Annotated in this window: 17 protein-coding genes; 9 read left to right on the top strand and 8 right to left on the bottom strand. The window is 35.6% G+C overall.

All coding sequences use genetic code 11. From position 1 onward, the window contains the following. Positions 1–14 precede the first annotated feature (14 nt). Together DZ858_RS10690 and DZ858_RS10685 are read left to right on the top strand one after the other, a co-directional pair. Complete coding sequence (locus tag DZ858_RS10690) at positions 15–437, top strand: hypothetical protein (RefSeq protein WP_117159658.1); 423 nt, start codon at positions 15–17, stop codon at positions 435–437. Between the two features lie 18 nt (positions 438–455). Further along, complete coding sequence (locus DZ858_RS10685; RefSeq protein WP_117159657.1) at positions 456–752, top strand: DUF721 domain-containing protein; 297 nt, start codon at positions 456–458, stop codon at positions 750–752. Between the two features lie 51 nt (positions 753–803). Here DZ858_RS10685 and DZ858_RS10680 read toward each other — a convergent pair whose 3' ends face one another. Both DZ858_RS10680 and DZ858_RS10675 read right to left on the bottom strand, forming a co-directional pair. After that, positions 804–1223 (bottom strand): nucleoside-diphosphate kinase, encoded by a 420-nt coding sequence (locus DZ858_RS10680; protein WP_117159656.1) that lies wholly within the window; start codon positions 1221–1223, stop codon positions 804–806. Between the two features lie 63 nt (positions 1224–1286). Next, complete coding sequence (locus DZ858_RS10675; RefSeq protein WP_117159655.1) at positions 1287–2330, bottom strand: alkaline phosphatase D family protein; 1044 nt, start codon at positions 2328–2330, stop codon at positions 1287–1289. Positions 2331–2404: 74 nt separating this feature from the next. Between DZ858_RS10675 and DZ858_RS10670 the strand changes: the two genes are divergently transcribed. Genes DZ858_RS10670 through DZ858_RS10660 form a run of 3 tightly spaced genes read left to right on the top strand, consistent with a single transcriptional unit; the run spans position 2405 to position 5086 of the window. After that, positions 2405–3427, top strand: coding sequence for a DHH family phosphoesterase (locus DZ858_RS10670; protein ID WP_117159654.1), 1023 nt, complete (start codon positions 2405–2407; stop codon positions 3425–3427). Further along, positions 3417–3971, top strand: a complete 555-nt coding sequence (gene gldI / locus DZ858_RS10665; RefSeq protein WP_117159653.1) for a gliding motility-associated peptidyl-prolyl isomerase GldI — start codon at positions 3417–3419, stop codon at positions 3969–3971. The genes DZ858_RS10670 and gldI overlap by 11 nt, the downstream gene beginning before the upstream one ends. A gap of 8 nt (positions 3972–3979) precedes the next feature. Further along, positions 3980–5086 (top strand): peptidylprolyl isomerase, encoded by a 1107-nt coding sequence (locus DZ858_RS10660; protein ID WP_117159652.1) that lies wholly within the window; start codon positions 3980–3982, stop codon positions 5084–5086. Positions 5087–5163: 77 nt separating this feature from the next. Here the strand turns inward: DZ858_RS10660 and DZ858_RS10655 are convergent, their stop codons facing one another. Next, positions 5164–6621, bottom strand: a complete 1458-nt coding sequence (locus DZ858_RS10655) for an aminoacyl-histidine dipeptidase (protein ID WP_117159651.1) — start codon at positions 6619–6621, stop codon at positions 5164–5166. Between the two features lie 89 nt (positions 6622–6710). Here DZ858_RS10655 and DZ858_RS10650 point away from each other — a divergent pair, with 89 nt between their 5' ends. The 4 genes from DZ858_RS10650 to DZ858_RS10635 all read left to right on the top strand — a co-directional run bounded on the left by DZ858_RS10650 (position 6711) and on the right by DZ858_RS10635 (position 13851). Further along, on the top strand, positions 6711–7781 hold the full coding sequence (locus tag DZ858_RS10650; protein ID WP_117159650.1) for a DUF3810 domain-containing protein: 1071 nt from the start codon (positions 6711–6713) through the stop codon (positions 7779–7781). A gap of 96 nt (positions 7782–7877) precedes the next feature. Next, positions 7878–10838, top strand: coding sequence for an amidohydrolase family protein (locus DZ858_RS10645; RefSeq protein WP_117159649.1), 2961 nt, complete (start codon positions 7878–7880; stop codon positions 10836–10838). A gap of 6 nt (positions 10839–10844) precedes the next feature. Next, a complete protein-coding gene (locus DZ858_RS10640) occupies positions 10845–12137 on the top strand; it encodes an amidohydrolase family protein (RefSeq protein WP_117159648.1) in 1293 nt (430 codons plus the stop codon). A gap of 163 nt (positions 12138–12300) precedes the next feature. After that, positions 12301–13851 (top strand): hypothetical protein, encoded by a 1551-nt coding sequence (locus DZ858_RS10635; RefSeq protein ID WP_117159647.1) that lies wholly within the window; start codon positions 12301–12303, stop codon positions 13849–13851. Positions 13852–13945: 94 nt separating this feature from the next. On the opposite strand, the gene DZ858_RS10630 is transcribed toward DZ858_RS10635, so the two are convergent. The 5 genes from DZ858_RS10630 to DZ858_RS10610 all read right to left on the bottom strand — a co-directional run bounded on the left by DZ858_RS10630 (position 13946) and on the right by DZ858_RS10610 (position 18282). Continuing rightward, positions 13946–14623, bottom strand: coding sequence for a hypothetical protein (locus DZ858_RS10630; protein ID WP_147309592.1), 678 nt, complete (start codon positions 14621–14623; stop codon positions 13946–13948). A 105-nt stretch (positions 14624–14728) separates the two neighbouring features. Further along, on the bottom strand, positions 14729–14920 hold the full coding sequence (locus tag DZ858_RS10625) for a cold-shock protein (RefSeq protein WP_117159645.1): 192 nt from the start codon (positions 14918–14920) through the stop codon (positions 14729–14731). 131 nt (positions 14921–15051) lie between these two features. After that, complete coding sequence (locus DZ858_RS10620; protein ID WP_117159644.1) at positions 15052–15576, bottom strand: lipocalin-like domain-containing protein; 525 nt, start codon at positions 15574–15576, stop codon at positions 15052–15054. Continuing rightward, positions 15563–16897 carry a hypothetical protein gene (locus tag DZ858_RS10615; RefSeq protein WP_117159643.1) on the bottom strand — a complete coding sequence of 445 codons (1335 nt, stop codon included), beginning with the start codon at positions 16895–16897 and terminating at the stop codon, positions 15563–15565. The genes DZ858_RS10620 and DZ858_RS10615 overlap by 14 nt, the downstream gene beginning before the upstream one ends. 110 nt (positions 16898–17007) lie before the next feature. Beyond that, entirely contained in the window at positions 17008–18282 is a 1275-nt protein-coding gene (locus DZ858_RS10610) for a serine hydroxymethyltransferase (protein WP_117159642.1), read from the bottom strand. Between the last annotated feature and the right edge of the window lie 164 nt (positions 18283–18446).

The following is an 18446-nucleotide window of genomic DNA, read 5'->3' as shown; positions in this document are numbered from 1 at the left end:
AAATTTCAGAGAATATGTTGAAAAAAATCTTATTTATAACAAGTATTTTACTACTTGTATCGTGCACTCAACAATCACCAGATGAGCAGCTACAAAATCTCCCTGGTTATTGGGAAATTGAATCAGTAGAATTTCCTGATGGAACTAAAAAAGAATACAATATTAGCACAACTATTGATTTTATTGAAGTAAATGGCACGGAAGGGATGCGTAAAAAAGTGAACCCACAATTAGATGGCACTTTTAAGGTAAGTAAAGATGCCGAAGCTTTTATTCCTAAAATAGAGCAAGATAGCTTGCAGCTATATTACAAAACTCCTTTCGACACTTGGAAAGAAACTGTTTTATTAGCTAAAGACAGCACATTACACGTGTTAAACAAGGACGGAAACATTTATAAGTATAAAAAGTTCAGTACCTTTAAATTTGACGAATAAACTATAAAAAAAGCTATTTTGGCAAGAAGAAATAAAGAAGAAAGCACATTGGGCGATGTTATAAAGGACTTTATTGAAGCCAACCGTTTACAAAATGGCTTAGATAAAGTTTCAGTTAAAGAAGCTTGGCATAATGTTATGGGAAATGCCATTTCAAAATACACTACAGCCATAAAGTTGGAACGTGAAGTATTATATGTGCAATTAAGTTCTTCCGTGTTGCGGGAAGAGCTAAGTTATGGCAAAGAAAAAATCATAAAATTGGTGAATGAGGAACTGGGAAAAGACCTTATTAAAAAAATAATACTTCGATAAACAAAAAAGCCGCTTAAAAAAGCGGCTTTTGCAATTAAGTAAAGTTACCAATTAAAAAATCTCTCTTCCTGCAAAATGGAATTGACTTTCAATTTCGGCATTTTCATCGCTGTCACTTCCGTGTACTGCATTCTCTCCAATGGAGGCAGCATATAATTTACGAATAGTTCCTTCAGCAGCATCTTCTGGGTTTGTTGCCCCAATTAGCGTACGGAAATCCTCTACAGCATTGTCTTTTTCAAGTACAGCAGAAACGATAGGCCCGCGTGTCATGTATTCAACTAATTCGCCAAAAAACGGACGTTCTTTATGAATAGCATAAAATTCCTCAGCATCTGCTGTGGTCATTTGCGTTAATTTCATCGCTACGATTTTAAAACCAGAAGCGGTAATTTTTTCAAGAATAGCTCCAATGTGTCCTTTTTCAACACTATCAGGCTTTAACATAGTAAACGTTCTATCTGTTCTCATGTTTTTTTAAATTTTGTGCAAAAATAGCTAAATACATTTCAAAAACAAGAACTTTACAATAGTTTAATATTGCTGCACAAATTCTTCATATAAAACATTATTTTCACCTCGTATTTGATAGCTAACTTTCTCATTGACAAAGTCAAAATACAACACACCAAAATTTAATTGCTTGGTTCCTTCGCCCACTCGATATGGATTATTATCCATAGGTGTTCCCGGCCATGTATGGGTTAACCCACTACTTGTAAAATCTACTAAAAGATCATCTAATCCAGCAACTTCTGTTACTGAAACTTCTGCATGATGACGGTCGCCACTAAGTATTAAAATATTATTTGCTTTAGCGCCTTTTAGTACACTATACATTTTCTTTACTTCAGAAGGGTGATTCGCCCATTTTTCAAATCCGTGTTGATTGCTTAAAAACTGAATGCTACTTACAATTACGGTAAAATCTGCTGTATCATCTTCTAATTCATTTTCAAACCATCTCCATTGTTCTTCACCCAAAATACTTCCACCCTCGTCTTCTTGCCAAGGTATGTAACGTTCATACTCATTTTCGGGATTTGGATTCTCTTTTAAAGGACCTCTAAAATAGCGAGTATCTAGTAAAATAACCTTTACACTTCCATTGTCTGTAGTGAAAGTTTGTGAGTGGTAAACACCTTCTCGTTTTCTTCTTGGGTCATCCTTCGGGAGTTTTAAGAAATCGAGAAAAACCTGTTGCGCTTCTTCTTTTTTATGCCATTCTTTCCCCGCATCGTTTTTTCCGTAGTCGTGGTCATCCCAAGTAGCGATTATATCGGTATTTTCTGCTATTGTTTGATATTCTTTATTGGCCCATATTTTACTATAATCTGAAGCCATTTTTCCCATGTCATCTGTATCGGCATAAACATTGTCACCACCCCATATAAAAAGATCTGGTTCAGTATTTATAATAGGTTGCCAAAGCGGCTGTTCGCGGTCTTGATCATTGCAACTGGCAAAAACCATAGTAAACGGGGTGGTTTCAGTTTTCTTTTCTGAAGAAACAACTTGCTCCGCTTCTTTACAACTTATAACAACTAGAAGTGAAACTAGTAAAAGTATTTTTTTCATCGTGGATGATTTTCAGTTTCAAAAATAATAAAAGTGGCAAACTTAAATGTTATTAAATTGTATCTTCGCTGTATATGAATACTGAAATTACCGAACAAGTAAAAAAACTACTTGCCTCACCACAAAAAATAGTTGTTGTAGGCCATAAAAACCCTGATGGAGATGCCATTGGATCGTGTTTAGGATTGTCTTTCTTCTTAAATAGATTAGGTCACAAAGCCGATGTGATCATGCCAAATGATTTTCCTGAATTTTTAAAGTGGTTACCTGGTTGTGATGATATTATCATCCATGATAAAGACACTGATAAAAGCATTGAAACCATAAACAACGCAAATTTAATCTTTACCCTAGACTTTAATGCCTTAAACCGTGCTGGGAATATGGAACAGTTTCTCGAAGACTGTGATGCAAAGTTTGTAATGATAGATCATCACCAAGAACCTGATGATTATGCTATTATAACCTATAGTGACGTATCCATGAGTTCTACTTGTGAAATGGTTTATCATTTTATAGATGCCATGGATGAACTAGGAGCGCTTTGTTTAGAGGTTTCTACACATTTATATACCGGGATTATGACTGACACTGGTTCGTTTCGATTTCCGTCTACCACGGCCAAAACACATCGCGTAATAGCCCATTTAATAGAAGTGGGTGCCAATAACTCTCAAATACACGAGAACATTTATGATGTAAACAGTCCCGACCGCATGAAACTATTGGGAGTAGCCTTAAATAATCTCAATATCATGCCTGAATACAACACGGCATATATTACGCTGTCTCAAAAAGAATTAGATAAACACAATTTTAAAAAAGGCGATACCGAAGGCTTTGTCAATTACGCCCTCTCCATAAAAGGAGTTAAATTTGCCATTATATTTATTGAAAATAAGCAAGATAACATTATAAAAATGTCATTGCGCAGTAAAGGTGATTTTTCGGTAAATACATTAGCTCGCGAACATTATAATGGTGGCGGACATACTAATGCAGCCGGCGGAAGAAGCACCTTGTCCTTATCTAAAACAATTAGTGAATTTATTAGTATATTGCCTAAATATAAAAATGATCTTACAGATGCTTCGTAATATAGCCTCTTTATTTATTCTTTTCATCTTTGCTTTTTCTTGTAAAAGCCCCGAAGCTAGAAGACCAGTACATCAATCATCTGGCACGTTTATACATGAATCTGCGCAACGTAATAAGGCTTTATATGATGAGGAGAAAGAATACATCCAAAAAATAGTTGATACCGATACTACAAAAGACTACATTGCTTCAGATAGTGGTTTTTGGTATTATTATAACACCAAAGATAGCATTGTTGAAAATAAACCTAAGTTAGGTGACGATGTTACTTTTACCTATAACATTAAAGATTTAAGCGGAAAAACAATCCTTACTGAAGAAGAAGTTGGGTTGCAACGCTATAAAGTAGACCAAACCAACCAAGATTTAATTTCCGGAATCCGTGATGGAATAAAACTGATGCAAGAAGGCGAAACGGTGACGTTTTTATTTCCTTCATACAAAGCATTTGGATATTATGGAATAGAAAGTAAATTAGGAACTAATATTCCTGTTAAAAGTACCGTAACCTTAAAAACAATCAAACAAAACCAAGAAAACTAAAAGTAACCATGAAAAAATTCACGTTATTATTTTTATTAATATCACTCACTTTTGTAGCATGCAAAAGCAAATACCCCGATTTAAAAGACGGTGTTTATGCAGAATTTGTAACTAACAAAGGAACCTTTGTTGCAGAGTTACACAATGAACAAGCTCCATTAACCGTTGCCAACTTTGTATCTTTGGCAGAAGGAACCAATGGAATGGTTGATTCTATCTATAAAGGAAAAAAATTCTACAATGGATTAACGTTTCACCGTGTAATCAAAGATTTTATGATTCAAGGTGGAGACCCAGAAGGAACCGGCCAAGGAAATCCCGGTTACCGTTTTCCTGACGAAATTGTAGATTCATTAAAACACGATAAAAAAGGAATTTTATCTATGGCTAACTCTGGTCCTGCTACTAATGGAAGTCAGTTTTTCATCACTTTAAAACCAACCCCTTGGTTAGATGGTCGCCATACTGTTTTTGGTGAAATAGTAAAAGGACAAGAAGTAGTAGATTCAATCGGAATGGTTGAAACTATTAAGCCTGGTGATAAACCAAAGGACTCCATTTTTATGAAAGAAGTGAATATCATCAACAAAGGGAATACTAAGGTATCTCAGTTCACTGAAAAAATGGAGAAGATTGAGAAGGAAAAGAAAGAAAAAGAAGAGCGAATTGCTAAAGTAGCTAAAGAGAAAGCTTTAGGTTTTGATAAACTTCGTGGAGAAGCAGAAGAATTACCTTCAGGTATTAAAATATACTACAATACAAAAGGTGATGGTGAAAAACCAAAAGAAGGAAGCAAAGTTTTAATGAACTATGCAGGCTATTTCGATGATGGTCGTTTATTTGATTCTAACATATTAGAGATTTCTGAACAATTTGAAACCGTAGATGAAGCCCGTAAAGCAGCTCAACAATACAAACCAGTTGAAACACAATATAGCACAGAAGCAAAATTAATTCCAGGTTTTAGAGAAGGATTAATGCAACTGAGCGTAGGTGATAAAGCCACTGTGTTCATTCCATCACACTTAGGTTATGGACAAAGAGGTTATCCGCCATTAATTCCAGGAAATGCCGATTTGATTTTTGAATTAGAATTGGTGGAAGTTGTAGAATAAACAGCAATCTAAAACATATAAAAAAAAGCCTCTTGAATTAATTCAAGAGGCTTTTTTAATGGGAAGAAGTATGTATTTTATTTCTTCGGAATACGCTTTAACGCTTCTAATACAAATTTCCAATATTTCTGTGCAGATGAAATACTTGCACGCTCATCTGGTGAATGTGCTCCGCGAATGGTTGGTCCAAAGGAAATCATTTCCATTTCAGGGTAATTCTGCCCTAAAATACCACATTCTAAACCGGCGTGGCACGCAGCAACTTCAGCACGTTCGCCATTCATTTCTTCATATAAAGAATCTAATAATTTTACAATAGAGCTTTCCATATTTGGCGCCCAACCAGGATATTCCCCAGAAAAGTCAACCGTAAAACCTGCCATTTCAAAAACAGCTTGTAACGTATTGGCTAAATCATCTCTTGACGATTCTACCGAAGAACGCGTTAAACACAATACTTCAATTGTTCCGTTTTCAACCGTAATCTTAGCAATGTTATTAGAAGTTTCCACTAAATCTTCAATCTCTGGACTCATTCTATACACCCCATTATGTGCTGCGTAGATAGCTTGAATAAATTCCTTTTGAGAAGTACTATCCATCACCTTTTTAGATGCTTCAGAAGTTTTTTCCGTAGTAATGGTTAATTCTGGCTCTAGGTTCTTGTATTCTTCTTTTATTTTGTTGGTTGCCGTTTCAAGTTCAGAAGTAAATGCATCCATTTTATCGGAAGCAACTGCTACAACCGCTACACTCTCTCTTGGAATTGCATTTCGCAAACTCCCTCCAGCAACTGAGGCTATATGAATAAAGTCTCGTGTAGCATATAAAACGCGATTCATTAATTTATTGGCATTCCCCAATCCTTTAATGATATCCATCCCACTATGACCGCCACGCAATCCTTTTACGGTAATTGTAAGCATTTCGGTATTGGAAGGAGCTTTTTCTTCAGAATATGTTTTAGTGGCCGTAATATCTACGCCACCGGCACAGCCTACGCCTATTTCATCATCTTCTTCGGTATCTAAGTTTAAAAGAATATCGCCTTGTAATATTCCTCCTTTTAATCCTTTGGCACCGGTCATTCCAGTTTCTTCGTCTATCGTAAAAAGTGCTTCCAATTCTGGATGCGCAATAGTATTACTTTCTAAAATTGCCATAATCGTGGCAACGCCTAAGCCGTTATCGGCTCCTAAGGTTGTTCCTTTAGCACGCACCCAATCGTCATCTACATACATATCGATTCCTTGGGTATCAAAATCGAACTCCGTATCGTTATTTTTTTGATGCACCATATCTAAATGCGATTGCATCACGATGGGTTTTCTGTCTTCCATTCCTTCAGTAGCAGGCTTACGAATAATAACATTCCCTACTTCGTCTTCAATGGTTTCAAGATTTAATTTTTTACCGAAATCTTTCATAAAAGCGATAACACGTTCCTCTTTTTTTGAAGGTCGCGGTACAGCGTTTAAATCGGCAAATTTGTTCCAAAGTTCTTTTGGTTCTAAGTTTCTTATTTCTTCGTTCATAGTAATTTCTGTATTAAAAACACAAAATTAAGGTTTTAGAGTCGCATTAAAAATTATGCGGTAATCAATTTACTTTGTAAGTTTACGCTATGCAAAAAAAACGAACGCAACTTATTTTAACCCTCTTATTATTGGTTCAAATTTTTGCACTGCAATTGTTAAAATATTTCCCTGAATTTGTAGAAAAATATTACAGTTTAGGTGTCTACCCAATCATTACCAAAGCTTCTCGATATTTATTTGGTTGGGTTCCTTTTTCGGTTGGCGATTTGTTTTATGTATTAATTTCAATTGTAGCCATACGTTGGCTTTTTCTAAATTTTAAAAGAATTTGGAAGCAGCCTCTTGGTTTCTTTCTGGATATTACCGCAGCTATTTCGGTGGTGTATTTTATGTTCCATATACTTTGGGGCTTTAATTATTACCGCCTGCCACTTCATAAATCCATCGGTATTGAAGCTGATTATACTACGGAAGAACTTATTGAAACCACCCAACGCTTAATTGCAAAATCGAACCAAATGCATCGACAGCTAGGTTATGCAGACAGTGTAAAAATCGATTTACCATTTACACAACAAGAAGTTTTTGATATTTCAGACAAAGGGTATAAGAACTTGGAGGGTCAATTTCCGAAGTTAGAATATTCCCCAAAAAGCATTAAAAAAAGCGGCTGGAGCTTAGGATTAACCTATATGGGATATAGTGGTTATTTAAACCCATTTTCAGGCGAAGCACAAGTAAACAACTTAATTAAAACCTATAAATTTCCAGTAGTGAGTTGCCACGAACAGGCTCATCAAATTGGATATGCGGCTGAAAACGAAGCTAATTTTATCGCAACCTTAGCTACCTTAAACAGTGATGATAAATTTATACAATATTCCGGCTATATTTTTGCCCTTCGCTATTGTGTGAATGAAATTGCTCGTAGAGATATAGATACCTATCATCAATTATTAACGACCATTAATCCCGGTATTTTGGCCAGCTACAAAGAAATGCGTGACTTTTGGGCCAATTATGAAAACCCGTTTGAAGTATTTTCAAAACATTTTTACAATTACTTTTTGAAAGCTAATAACCAATCAAAAGGAATTATGAGCTACAACTATATGGTAGCTTTGGTTGTTAATTATTTTGAGGACAAGCCGTTTTAAAAGTCTTAACGCTTTGTTAAAATTAGGTTTTCCCCTATTAAAATGTAATGACTACTCATATCTTTAGGATTCTAAAAATTAAAAACTCGTATATTAATGAGAAAAATTACGTTCCTCCTCTTTTGCTGCTTTTTTTCATCCTTCATTTTCGCTCAGGAATATTTTCCTAAAAACGATGGTGTAAAAGAAGAAAACAACAACTACACAGCCTTTACAAATGCAACCTTATTTGTAACGCCTTCAGAAAAAATAAAAAACGGAACACTACTTATTCAAAATGGAAAAGTAATCGCTTCGGGAAAATCAGTCGACGTCCCTGATAACGCTGTGGTTATTGACTTAAAAGGAAAATACATCTACCCTTCTTTTATAGATTCATACACTAATTTTGGGGTGAAAAAGCCTAAAAAAGCAGAGCGAAATGGCCGTTCTGCACAATACAAACCTTCTCGAGATGGTTATTATTGGAACGATCACATAAAACCTGGTCAACATGCCATCGACGACTTTAAATACGATAAGAAGTTGGCTAAAGAGCTTCGTAAAATAGGATTCGGCACAGTGAATACTTTACAAATGGATGGTATTGCTCGAGGTTCGGGAGTTTTAGTAGCCTTAAATGACGAAGAAAGCGCGGCCAAACGAGTGTTAGACGACGCGTTAGGTCAATATTTTTCTTTTGAAAAAAGTGTTGCTAGCCGTCAAAGTTACCCAACTTCTTTAATGGGAGCCATGGCTTTACTACGCCAAATGTATCACGATGCAGATTGGTATGAAAAAGGTAATATTGACACCAAGGATCGCTCTTTAGAAGCGTTGCTTGAAAACAAAAATAAGATTGCTTTTTTTGAAGCAGGAAGTAAAAGCAACAACCTACGCGCTGATAAAATAGGAGATCAATTTAACGTAAACTACATTATAATTGGTGGAGGCGATGAATATGAAATGATTGACCAAACAAAAGCAACTCAGTCAAAATTTATTATTCCTATCAACTTTCCTGAAGCACATGATGTAAGCAACCCGTATGCCACTAAGTATATTTCGTTGGCTGATATGCGTGATTGGAATCAAGCACCTATGAATCCACGAGTACTATCAGAAAATGGGGTGGAATTCGCTTTGACAACCTACGAATTGGAAAAACCAAAAGAATTTACCAATAAATTAAAAAAAGCCTTTGAATATGGGTTCGACAAAACAAAAGCGTTGGCTGCTTTAACCACAGTTCCTGCTCAGCTGTTGGGTAAAAGTGACCAAATAGGTTCACTAAAACCTGGACGATATGCAAACTTTTTAATTACTTCGGGTGAAATTTTCGATGACAAAACAACTTTGTATGAAAATTGGGTTCAAGGCACAAAGAATGTAATAAACACTAAAGACCAAAAAGACATTCGTGGTAATTATAAAATCACTTCTGGTGGAAAAACGTACGATGTTGTCATAACTGGTGACGCTTTAAAGCCTAATGCTAAAGTAAAAGCTGGCGAAGTAGAATATCCTTCAAAAATGGATTATTCTGAAAATTGGGTCACACTTTCGTTTACAGACGAAAAAACCAATGAGATTTTTAGAACTACAGGAATTGTTCCTAAAGAAGGAGATAATTTTTCTGGAAAATTAGTTGCCCCAGATGGCAGCGAATCAGATTTTATTGCAGAAAGGCAAAAAGACAGCTCTACTAAAGAAGATTCTGAAAAGAAAAATAAAGCCGAAAAGCCAGAAATTGTACCTCTTACCTACCCTAATATCGGTTATGGATTTACAACCAAACCAAAACAGGAGAATGTATTATTTAAAAATGCAACGGTATGGACTAGCGAAGATACAGGAATTCTAAAAAATACTGATGTATTAGTAAAAGGTGGTAAAATTGTTGAAATAGGTTCCAATTTAAGTTCTGGTGGAGCTAAAACTATCTATGCAACCGGCAAACATTTAACAGCGGGGATTATAGATGAACACTCTCACCTTGCAGCTTTGGCAATTAATGAAGCTGGCCAAAACTCTTCCGCTGAAGTTTCTATTGAAGATGTAATAGACCCCGAAGATATTGGTATTTATAGAGACCTAGCTGGAGGGGTTACGTCTATTCAAATTTTACACGGTTCTGCTAATCCTATTGGTGGGCGTTCGGCCATTATCAAACTGAAATGGGGAGAAGATGCTGACGGTTTAATCTACGATAACTCTCCAAAATTCATAAAATTCGCTTTGGGCGAAAATGTGAAACAATCTAATTGGCAAAGTTTTAACCGCTTTCCTCAAACACGAATGGGTGTTGAGCAGGTGTATGTTAATTACTTTAACCGTGCTAAAGAATATGATGCCAAAAAGAAAAGCGGACAATCCGTTCGGTATGATGAAGAATTAGAAGTGTTATCTGAAATTTTAAACGGTGAACGTTTCATTAGCTGTCACTCTTATGTGCAAAGTGAAATTAATATGTTGATGAAAGTTGCCGAAAAATTTGATTTCCGCATCAATACTTTTACACACATTCTTGAAGGATACAAAGTAGCCGATAAAATGAAAGAACACGGTGCTGGCGGTTCTACGTTTAGCGATTGGTGGGCCTACAAATACGAAGTAAACGATGCTATCCCATACAACGCTGCCATAATGAACAGTCAAGGAGTAACTGTTGCGATTAATAGTGACGATGGAGAAATGAGCCGTCGTTTAAATCAAGAAGCCGCTAAAAGTGTAAAATATGGGGGTATGAGTGAAGAAGAAGCTTGGAAGATGGTAACCATAAATCCCGCAAAATTGCTTCATCTAGACGATCGCACTGGTAGTATTAAAGAAGGAAAAGATGCCGATTTAGTGCTTTGGAGCGATAACCCATTATCTGTCTATGCAAAAGCAGAAAAAACAATGATTGAAGGCACTACCTATTTCGACCTTGAGAAAGACAAGGAAAAAAGAAATGCCATTAAAAAAGAACGCAATAAATTGGTGAAGATGATGCTCGCCGAAAAAGAGAACGGTGGAAAAACCAAACCCCCAAAAGGAAAAGATAAACGCGAATTTCATTGTGAAACCATAAACTAAACAACCATGAACATAGTACATAAAATAGCCACGCTTATAGTTGTATTAGTCACTTCGGTGAGCATTGCACAACAAACTCCCGCATCAAAACAAACACAAGCTGTAACCATTACAGGAGCAACCGCCCATATTGGTAATGGCACCGTGATTGAAAATAGCATCATCGTTTTTGAAAATGGAAAAATAACCGCCATAGGAACCAATCTTTCTTCAAAAGGAAAAGTAATTGATGCTTCAGGAAAGCATGTATACCCAGGGATAATCGCCCCCGTTTCCACTTTAGGACTGGGAGAGATTGATGCTGTACGTCCTACAATTGATGATGATGAAATTGGCGAAATGATTCCGAATATTCGCAGCTTGATAGCTTACAACGCAGAAAGTAAAGTAGTAGAAAGTATGCGTCCAAATGGTGTTCTATTAGCTCAAATTACACCGCAAGGTGGACGTATTTCAGGTACGTCATCTATCGTACAATTAGATGCTTGGAATTGGGAGGATGCTACCGTAAAAGTTGATGATGGCATCCATATGAATTGGCCAAACAGCTTCCGCCGTGGGCGCTGGTGGTTAGGCGAACCTCGAGGGTATAAACCAAACAAGGACTATGCGAAGGATATTGATGAAGTGCGTGCTTTCTTAGTAAATGGCAAAGCTTATAAGAATACAAAGAAACAACCTAAAAATGAATCATTCAAAGCAATGAAAGGCCTATTTGATGGTTCAAAAACGTTGTTTATACAAGCAGATGGTGAAAAAGAAATGATTGACGCTGTTACAACTGCTAAGGAACATGGGATTCAAAAAGTGGTAATTGTCGGAGGATATGAAGCTCATAAAATCACTAATTTTTTAAAGAAAAACGATATTTCAGTATTGGTAAGGCGTGTTCATACCACTCCAGAGCGGGAAGATGATGATTACGATTTACCCTACAAACTGCCGAAGCTTTTGGCAGATGCTGGTGTTACAGTTGCACTACAAGCCAACGGACAAATGGAGCGTATGAATACTCGTAATTTAGCATTTTACGCTGGTCATTTAGTTAGTCAAGGAATGGACAAAGAAAAAGCGCTTCAGCTAATTACAGGCAATACCGCAAAAATATTAGGGATTGATGATTTTTATGGAACGTTGGAAAAAGGAAAAAGCGCTACCCTATTTATTTCAGAAGGGGATGCTTTAGATATGCGAACCAATATTTTAACACATGCATTTATAGATGGTAGGGATATTTCCCTGGAAACCCACCAAACCAGGCTTTGGAATCGGTATATGGAGAAGTATGAGGGGAAATAAATAGATATGAGACTGCTTCGCTGTTAGATTTTAGACTTTAGACTTTAGACTTTAGACTTTAGACTTTATCTATAATTAAAAAAGATAATTCATTTTCCAACTTTCCGCATTAAACAATAATATCATACATAAAAAGTTATATTTTTACTGAAAATTATCGTTAATGAAGTATGTTTATGGATTGGCAATACTTGCTTGCCTCGTTTTATGGAGTTCTTGCCGAAATGATTTTGAGAGTGTCCCCAGTACTGGAAACCTTGAATTTTCAAGGGATACCGTATATTTAGACACCATTTTCAGCAACATAGGCTCTAGTACTTATAACTTGAAAGTATATAATCGAAGCGATGAGGATATTAATATTCCCTCCATTAACCTAGCAAATGGCGAAACTTCTAGCTACCGTTTAAACGTAGATGGAATCCCTGGAAAATCGTTTCAGGATATTCAAGTGTTGGCCAAGGACAGTATTTTTATTTTTATAGAAACTACAGCCGATATCAATACGCTCCCAACAGAAGAAACTAACTTTTTATATACCGATCAATTACAATTTGACACCGGTGGAAATCAGCAGAATGTTGAGTTGGTTACCTTAATTCAAGATGCTGTATTTTTATTTCCCGAACGTTTTGGCGATGGTACTTCTGAAACCTTAAACTTAGGTACCGATGGCGAAGGAAATGATATTTTAATTGAAGGTTTCTTTTTAGATGATAACGAACTCACTTTTACCAACGAAAAACCTTATGTAATCTATGGCTATGCAGCCGTACCTCCACAAAAAACACTGAATATTGAAGCTGGGACACGCGTACATTTTCACGCTAGTAGCGGAATTTTAGTTGCCAATACAGGCTCTATAAAAGCCAACGGCGAGCAAAGTAACGACCCTGAATTATTAGAAAACGAAATCATATTTGAAGGCGATCGTTTAGAGCCTGCTTTTGCCGATGTTCCTGGACAATGGGGTGCCATTTGGATGACTTCTGGGAGTACTGATAACGAATTTAAATACACAACCATAAAAAATGGAACTGTTGGCCTTTTAATGGATGATAATGATGGTGACAGAACCCTTACCCTAGAAAATGTCCAAATTTACAATAGTGCAAATTCTGGTTTGTTGGCCCGCACCGGAAATGTGTATGGCGAAAATGTAGTGATCAACAACAGTGGGCAAGCCTCTTTATCCGCTTCACTCGGTGGCACGTACACATTTAACCATTGTACCTTTGCTAATTATTGGACCAATAGTTTCCGTAGCTTCCCAACCGTTTTGATCGATAACTTTTTTGAAACCGATACTGGGACCGAACCATATGACCTCAACATTTCATTTAACAATTGTATTATTTACGGAAACGAGCAACGTGAAATTGCTTTGTTGAAAGATGATGGTAAAACGTTTAATTTTAACTTTAGCAACAGTTTAATCCGGTTTGAAGACCCCAACGGCGAGTTTAGCGACAATCCGTTGTACGATTTTACAAATACAGCACTGTACACCAACTCCGTATTTAACGAAGATCCCGTTTTTCAAGATACTGAAATGAACAATTTCAACATTGAAACCGGAACTTCGGCTGCTGATGGCATTGGAAACACTACTACTGCACAACAGGTGCCTGTAGATTTAAATGGAACCAACCGAAACACGCAAGCTCCAGATGCTGGTGCTTATGAAAGCACTGCATTTCCAGAAGAAGAATAAAAGCATATATTAAAAACCAGAAAGCCTCTCAACTTTGAGAGGCTTTCTGGTTAATGGCGCTTGTTCGTATTGGTGAAAACACTATAATTTTTAATTAAACATCCTCTTTTGGTTCCCATGAAATTTCTAAATCATTTATTAAATCAGACTTGAAAATTTTCGCGATATCTTCTATATTACCAATTTCAAACTCTATTGGATTACTATTATCTCTTTTAATTAAAAACCTAAATTCATTTTGATATTCAAATTCATTTGACTTATCAAATAACGTCAAATTACCATTATGTCTATTTTTCTCATAATAATTAACATTCAGCGCGGTAAATTCAATATTTGATTTATCTAAAACTTTGAAAAATCTTTTAAGAAATTCTTGAGCATTTATAATTAAAAAATGTGAACCGAAATCTTTAACCCGAGAATCAATTTTAAATTTTTCTACATCAATAATGTCCTTGGGACGAATACAATATAATGAATACATATTACCTTTCATTTCTGAAAAAAATTCTCGAACATGCAATTTAGTCGGGTTTATTGGAAATTGTTCACCTGTTCTTGAGTCTTTTATTTTTACGGAAAAATATTTATATTCATGGTAATTATATATTCTAGTAGTTCCCTCGTAGTTGTCCCCTCTTAAGCCTTGTTCTTCTAGATTTTGAAAATAGTCTAATGAGTTACAGTAAATAGTTCCATTTATCAGAAGCTTTTTAAGGTATTTCTCTTCACCGAATTTTAAAAAATATATTGGTGAGTTTTGATTCATTAACTCAGATATGTTTTGATTATTCCAACAAATATATAAAACCAATCCCATAAAAAAAGCCGCTCCAAATGGAGCGGCTTTCTGTGTTCTAAAAAATGAATTTATTTATAGTACTCTTACGTTTACTGCGTTCAATCCTTTTTTTCCTTCTTTTAAGTCAAATTCTACTTCGTCTTCTTCACGGATTTCGTCGATTAGACCTGTTGCGTGTACAAAGTGTTCTTTGTTTGTTCCTTCTTCTGTAATAAATCCGAATCCTTTAGATTCGTTGAAGAATTTTACTGTGCCTTTTTGCATTGTAATAAATATAATTAATTAATAAAGTGCAAATGTAATGTTATAAAAGTTATAAATATGCGTTTTAACAAATTATATTTCAATTAATTGCAAAAAAATAAAGATCAGGAGATTATACTTTTACTGTAAAATTATTTTTTCAACCACTTTAACCGTAAGCTCGCATTTTTATCTTCTACTGGCTGGACGATAAGTGTATCGCCTATAAAAGAAAACCTACGCTGTACAGTTTTACCCCAATCACCAGGGTTGGAATGCGACAATCGTTTGTGTTCCACAATATTTTCACCTTTCAATATCTTATAATTACCAATATAAATATACGATCCTGTTAAGTGTTTTAAAGCTGCTTCTGCAATGGTATCGGTAAAATTTGGAAAACGTAAGTCGGTTTTTTCATAATCTTTTTTAAGTAAATGTAAGGCCATATTTTTATCGCCATCATATAACAAATACCCTTGCATGCCTCCACGCCACTCGTTCCAATTACCTAGTGAGTCTTTTTGCTCCATGGCTTGCAGTTTCCAAAGCCCCGGAAGTTTTTCAACATCGCTTATAGACTCTTTTTGAGTCTCTTTGGTTTCGGCTTCTTTACAAGACTGACCAAAAATTAAAATTACGATTACTAATAAAAATAAACTATTATTCAACTTCATATTTTTTATTTAAACGGGAAGATCTATCCCGATGTTTTGGTTGATCAAGTGATTTCGAAACACTCTCGGTATAGGTTCCCGGGACTGTTGGCCTCTGTTTCCCACCCAGAAAATAATCTAAAAAGTCATCATACGTATCTATATAGTTATACGAAAAAAGCGTTATGGAATTAGGTTCAAGGCTTGACGCTTGAGCCGAGGCTATATTTTCAAAAATAGCATCAAACAATCTGGCTTTTGATGCGGAAAGTCCTTCCACTTTCTCACTATAAACATTAAACAAAATATATATTTCATTTTCAACCATTAGGTTGTAACTCGCTCGTGCTGCATCATAATTACTGTTGGTGGTAATAGCTGTATTATTTACTACAAAATTTTCTATTGAAAAGTCTAATGCAGGAACCTCAATACCTGAGGGCAGTTGCTTTTCAAACGAATTGATATTATAAGAAGCATTCCCAACGTTAAAACGGGTATAAAACCGGTAATAATCAAAAATACCATTGGGGGTATACGTTTGGTATGGATGAAGTTGATCTGTATTCCCAATTTTAGATAAATGAATTCCCACAGAAGGATGTTGATTTCTATATCCCTCCACAAAAATTGTAGCATTATCCACATCTGGAAATTCAGTTTCTACCACAGCAGTAATGGGTAGTTCCTCGTAGTCAAAACTATAGCTTGAATTTTCAGTTATATTTTTAACCCAATAATAACGCCCAAAATCTTCGGTGTCTTTTTGCAGACTTATATAAAAATCGCCTGGAGATGTCCTTGCCTTACCTTCAAAGGTATAAATCCCTCCATTTGCCCCACTACCGGTACCTCTAAAAAAGCTCGATAATCTTATAATCTCAAGATTTCCTGTACTAACCAATTCTAATGTATGTTTAGGAGTATCATCTTCTGTAATTTGACGGGATAAATTGTAGGTAGATGATTTTATATTTTGAAATACTGATACAAAATAATTTTCTTCTGGAAAATTACTATCTTCTGGAATTATATAACTAACGATAGCGTCATATTGTTTGTTAACCTCTGCATCGATGGTCAAGGTATTTCCTTGATTATTCTTTAGAGTAGTTTGAGCTAGAATGGTCCCTTCTTCATCACTTATATACAATGTGCCACTATAGTCTTCAGAAAAGTAGTTACCATCTACGTTTATTGTAAAAATTAATTCCTCTGTTTCAATGGTATCGTCGTTTTCTTCTTCTTCAGTTTCCTCTTCAACAACAACCGTATCATCATTGCTTTTTGAACATTGAATAGACAAAACAGATAGAAATAATACAAATAGTGTTTTTTTCATAATTAAATAGTTGAATTTTCACAATAGTACATAGAATATGTTTCTTTTGAAGGAAAAACCTTCAAATCGCGTAGCCTGAACGTGTTGAAATATAAGGGACCGATAATCGTTTACCCTTTAAACAAAGGGCGTCCTTCCATCAAATCGTTCACTTTTTTTGCCACACCTTTTAAGGTTTCTTCTTTGTCAAAATTGATAATAACTTCATCAATTAAATCCACAATTTTTGGCATATCTTCTTCAAGCAAACCTCTGGTGGTAACCGCTGGAGTCCCAATACGTATCCCGCTCGTTACAAAAGGTGATTTGTCATCAAACGGCACCATGTTTTTATTAACGGTAATGTCTGCTTTGTTCAAAGCTTCTTCAGCATCTTTTCCGGATAGGTTTTTGTTTCTTAGATCGATTAACATCATATGGTTATCGGTTCCGTTACTAATTATTTTGTAGCCTTTTTTTACAAAAGCTTCGGCCATTACAGCTGCATTCTTTTTCACCTGAACCATATAGTGTAAAAACTCATCGGTCAATGCTTCACCAAAGGCAACAGCCTTTGCAGCAATAATATGCTCTAATGGCCCTCCTTGGTTTCCAGGGAAAATTCCACTATTCAGTAATGTAGACATTTTTTTAAGTTTGCCGCTTTTCAGTTTTTGCCCAAAAGGGTTTTCAAAATCTTTACCCATCAATATCATTCCACCTCTTGGTCCACGCAATGTTTTATGTGTAGTTGTGGTGCAAATATGGCAATGTGGAACAGGGTCGCTTATAATTCCTTTAGCAATTAATCCAGCAGGGTGTGCCATATCGGCCACTAAAATAGCATTCACTTTATCGGCTATTTCACGGAAACGTTTGTAATCAATCTCACGAGAATAAGCAGAAGCACCTGCAATAATCATTTTTGGTTTTTCAGCTATAGCTATTTTTTCAACTTCATCATAATCGATTAATCCAGTTTCTTCATCTACTCCATAAAAAACAGGATTGTATAATTTACCTGAAAAATTCACTGGACTTCCGTGTGTTAAGTGTCCGCCGTGAGAAAGATCGAAACCTAAAAACGTATCGCCTGGTTTCATACAAGTAGCAAATACTGCTGTATTGGCTTGTGATCCACTATGCGGTTGTACGTTTACGTACTCGGCGTTAAATAAGGTTTTTGCACGATCTATAGCCAATTGCTCTACTTTATCTACTACTTCACAACCACCATAATAACGTTTTCCCGGATATCCTTCAGCATATTTATTGGTTAATATGGAACCTGCTGCTTCTAAAACTTGTTCGCTCACAAAGTTTTCAGAAGCTATTAATTCCAATCCATTTAATTGCCGTTTTTTTTCGGCTTTTATCAAGTCAAATATTTCAGTGTCTCTTGTCATATCTATTTCAGTAAAAATCCTATTCAGTTACAATAGGCGTTATGATTTTTATACTAATTCAACTAAGTGTATCGATTGATTTTGTGGTGTTTCCGTTAAGAAAATTATAAAAAAACCCATCGAGATGGCAAAAATACAAAATGGTTGTGGTTAGTCCTTCAGAA

Origin of the sequence: Marixanthomonas ophiurae (genome assembly GCF_003413745.1) — a bacterium.
Lineage (GTDB): Bacteria > Bacteroidota > Bacteroidia > Flavobacteriales > Flavobacteriaceae > Marixanthomonas > Marixanthomonas ophiurae.
This window is presented reverse-complemented; position numbering and strand designations above follow the sequence as displayed.

Excerpts from the sequence above, each read along its gene's own strand:
- DZ858_RS10680 (WP_117159656.1), bottom strand. The coding sequence starts at position 1,223 with ATGAGAACAGATAGAACGTTTACTATGTTAAAGCCTGATAGTGTTGAA.
- DZ858_RS10635 (WP_117159647.1), top strand. The coding sequence starts at position 12,301 with ATGAAGTATGTTTATGGATTGGCAATACTTGCTTGCCTCGTTTTATGG.
- DZ858_RS10610 (WP_117159642.1), bottom strand. The coding sequence starts at position 18,282 with ATGACAAGAGACACTGAAATATTTGACTTGATAAAAGCCGAAAAAAAA.
- DZ858_RS10645 (WP_117159649.1), top strand. The coding sequence starts at position 7,878 with ATGAGAAAAATTACGTTCCTCCTCTTTTGCTGCTTTTTTTCATCCTTC.
- DZ858_RS10625 (WP_117159645.1), bottom strand. The coding sequence starts at position 14,920 with ATGCAAAAAGGCACAGTAAAATTCTTCAACGAATCTAAAGGATTCGGA.
- DZ858_RS10690 (WP_117159658.1), top strand. The coding sequence starts at position 15 with ATGTTGAAAAAAATCTTATTTATAACAAGTATTTTACTACTTGTATCG.
- DZ858_RS10675 (WP_117159655.1), bottom strand. The coding sequence starts at position 2,330 with ATGAAAAAAATACTTTTACTAGTTTCACTTCTAGTTGTTATAAGTTGT.
- DZ858_RS10640 (WP_117159648.1), top strand. The coding sequence starts at position 10,845 with ATGAACATAGTACATAAAATAGCCACGCTTATAGTTGTATTAGTCACT.
- DZ858_RS10650 (WP_117159650.1), top strand. The coding sequence starts at position 6,711 with ATGCAAAAAAAACGAACGCAACTTATTTTAACCCTCTTATTATTGGTT.
- DZ858_RS10655 (WP_117159651.1), bottom strand. The coding sequence starts at position 6,621 with ATGAACGAAGAAATAAGAAACTTAGAACCAAAAGAACTTTGGAACAAA.
- gldI (WP_117159653.1), top strand. The coding sequence starts at position 3,417 with ATGCTTCGTAATATAGCCTCTTTATTTATTCTTTTCATCTTTGCTTTT.
- DZ858_RS10670 (WP_117159654.1), top strand. The coding sequence starts at position 2,405 with ATGAATACTGAAATTACCGAACAAGTAAAAAAACTACTTGCCTCACCA.
- DZ858_RS10615 (WP_117159643.1), bottom strand. The coding sequence starts at position 16,897 with ATGAAAAAAACACTATTTGTATTATTTCTATCTGTTTTGTCTATTCAA.
- DZ858_RS10620 (WP_117159644.1), bottom strand. The coding sequence starts at position 15,576 with ATGAAGTTGAATAATAGTTTATTTTTATTAGTAATCGTAATTTTAATT.
- DZ858_RS10660 (WP_117159652.1), top strand. The coding sequence starts at position 3,980 with ATGAAAAAATTCACGTTATTATTTTTATTAATATCACTCACTTTTGTA.
- DZ858_RS10630 (WP_147309592.1), bottom strand. The coding sequence starts at position 14,623 with ATGAATCAAAACTCACCAATATATTTTTTAAAATTCGGTGAAGAGAAA.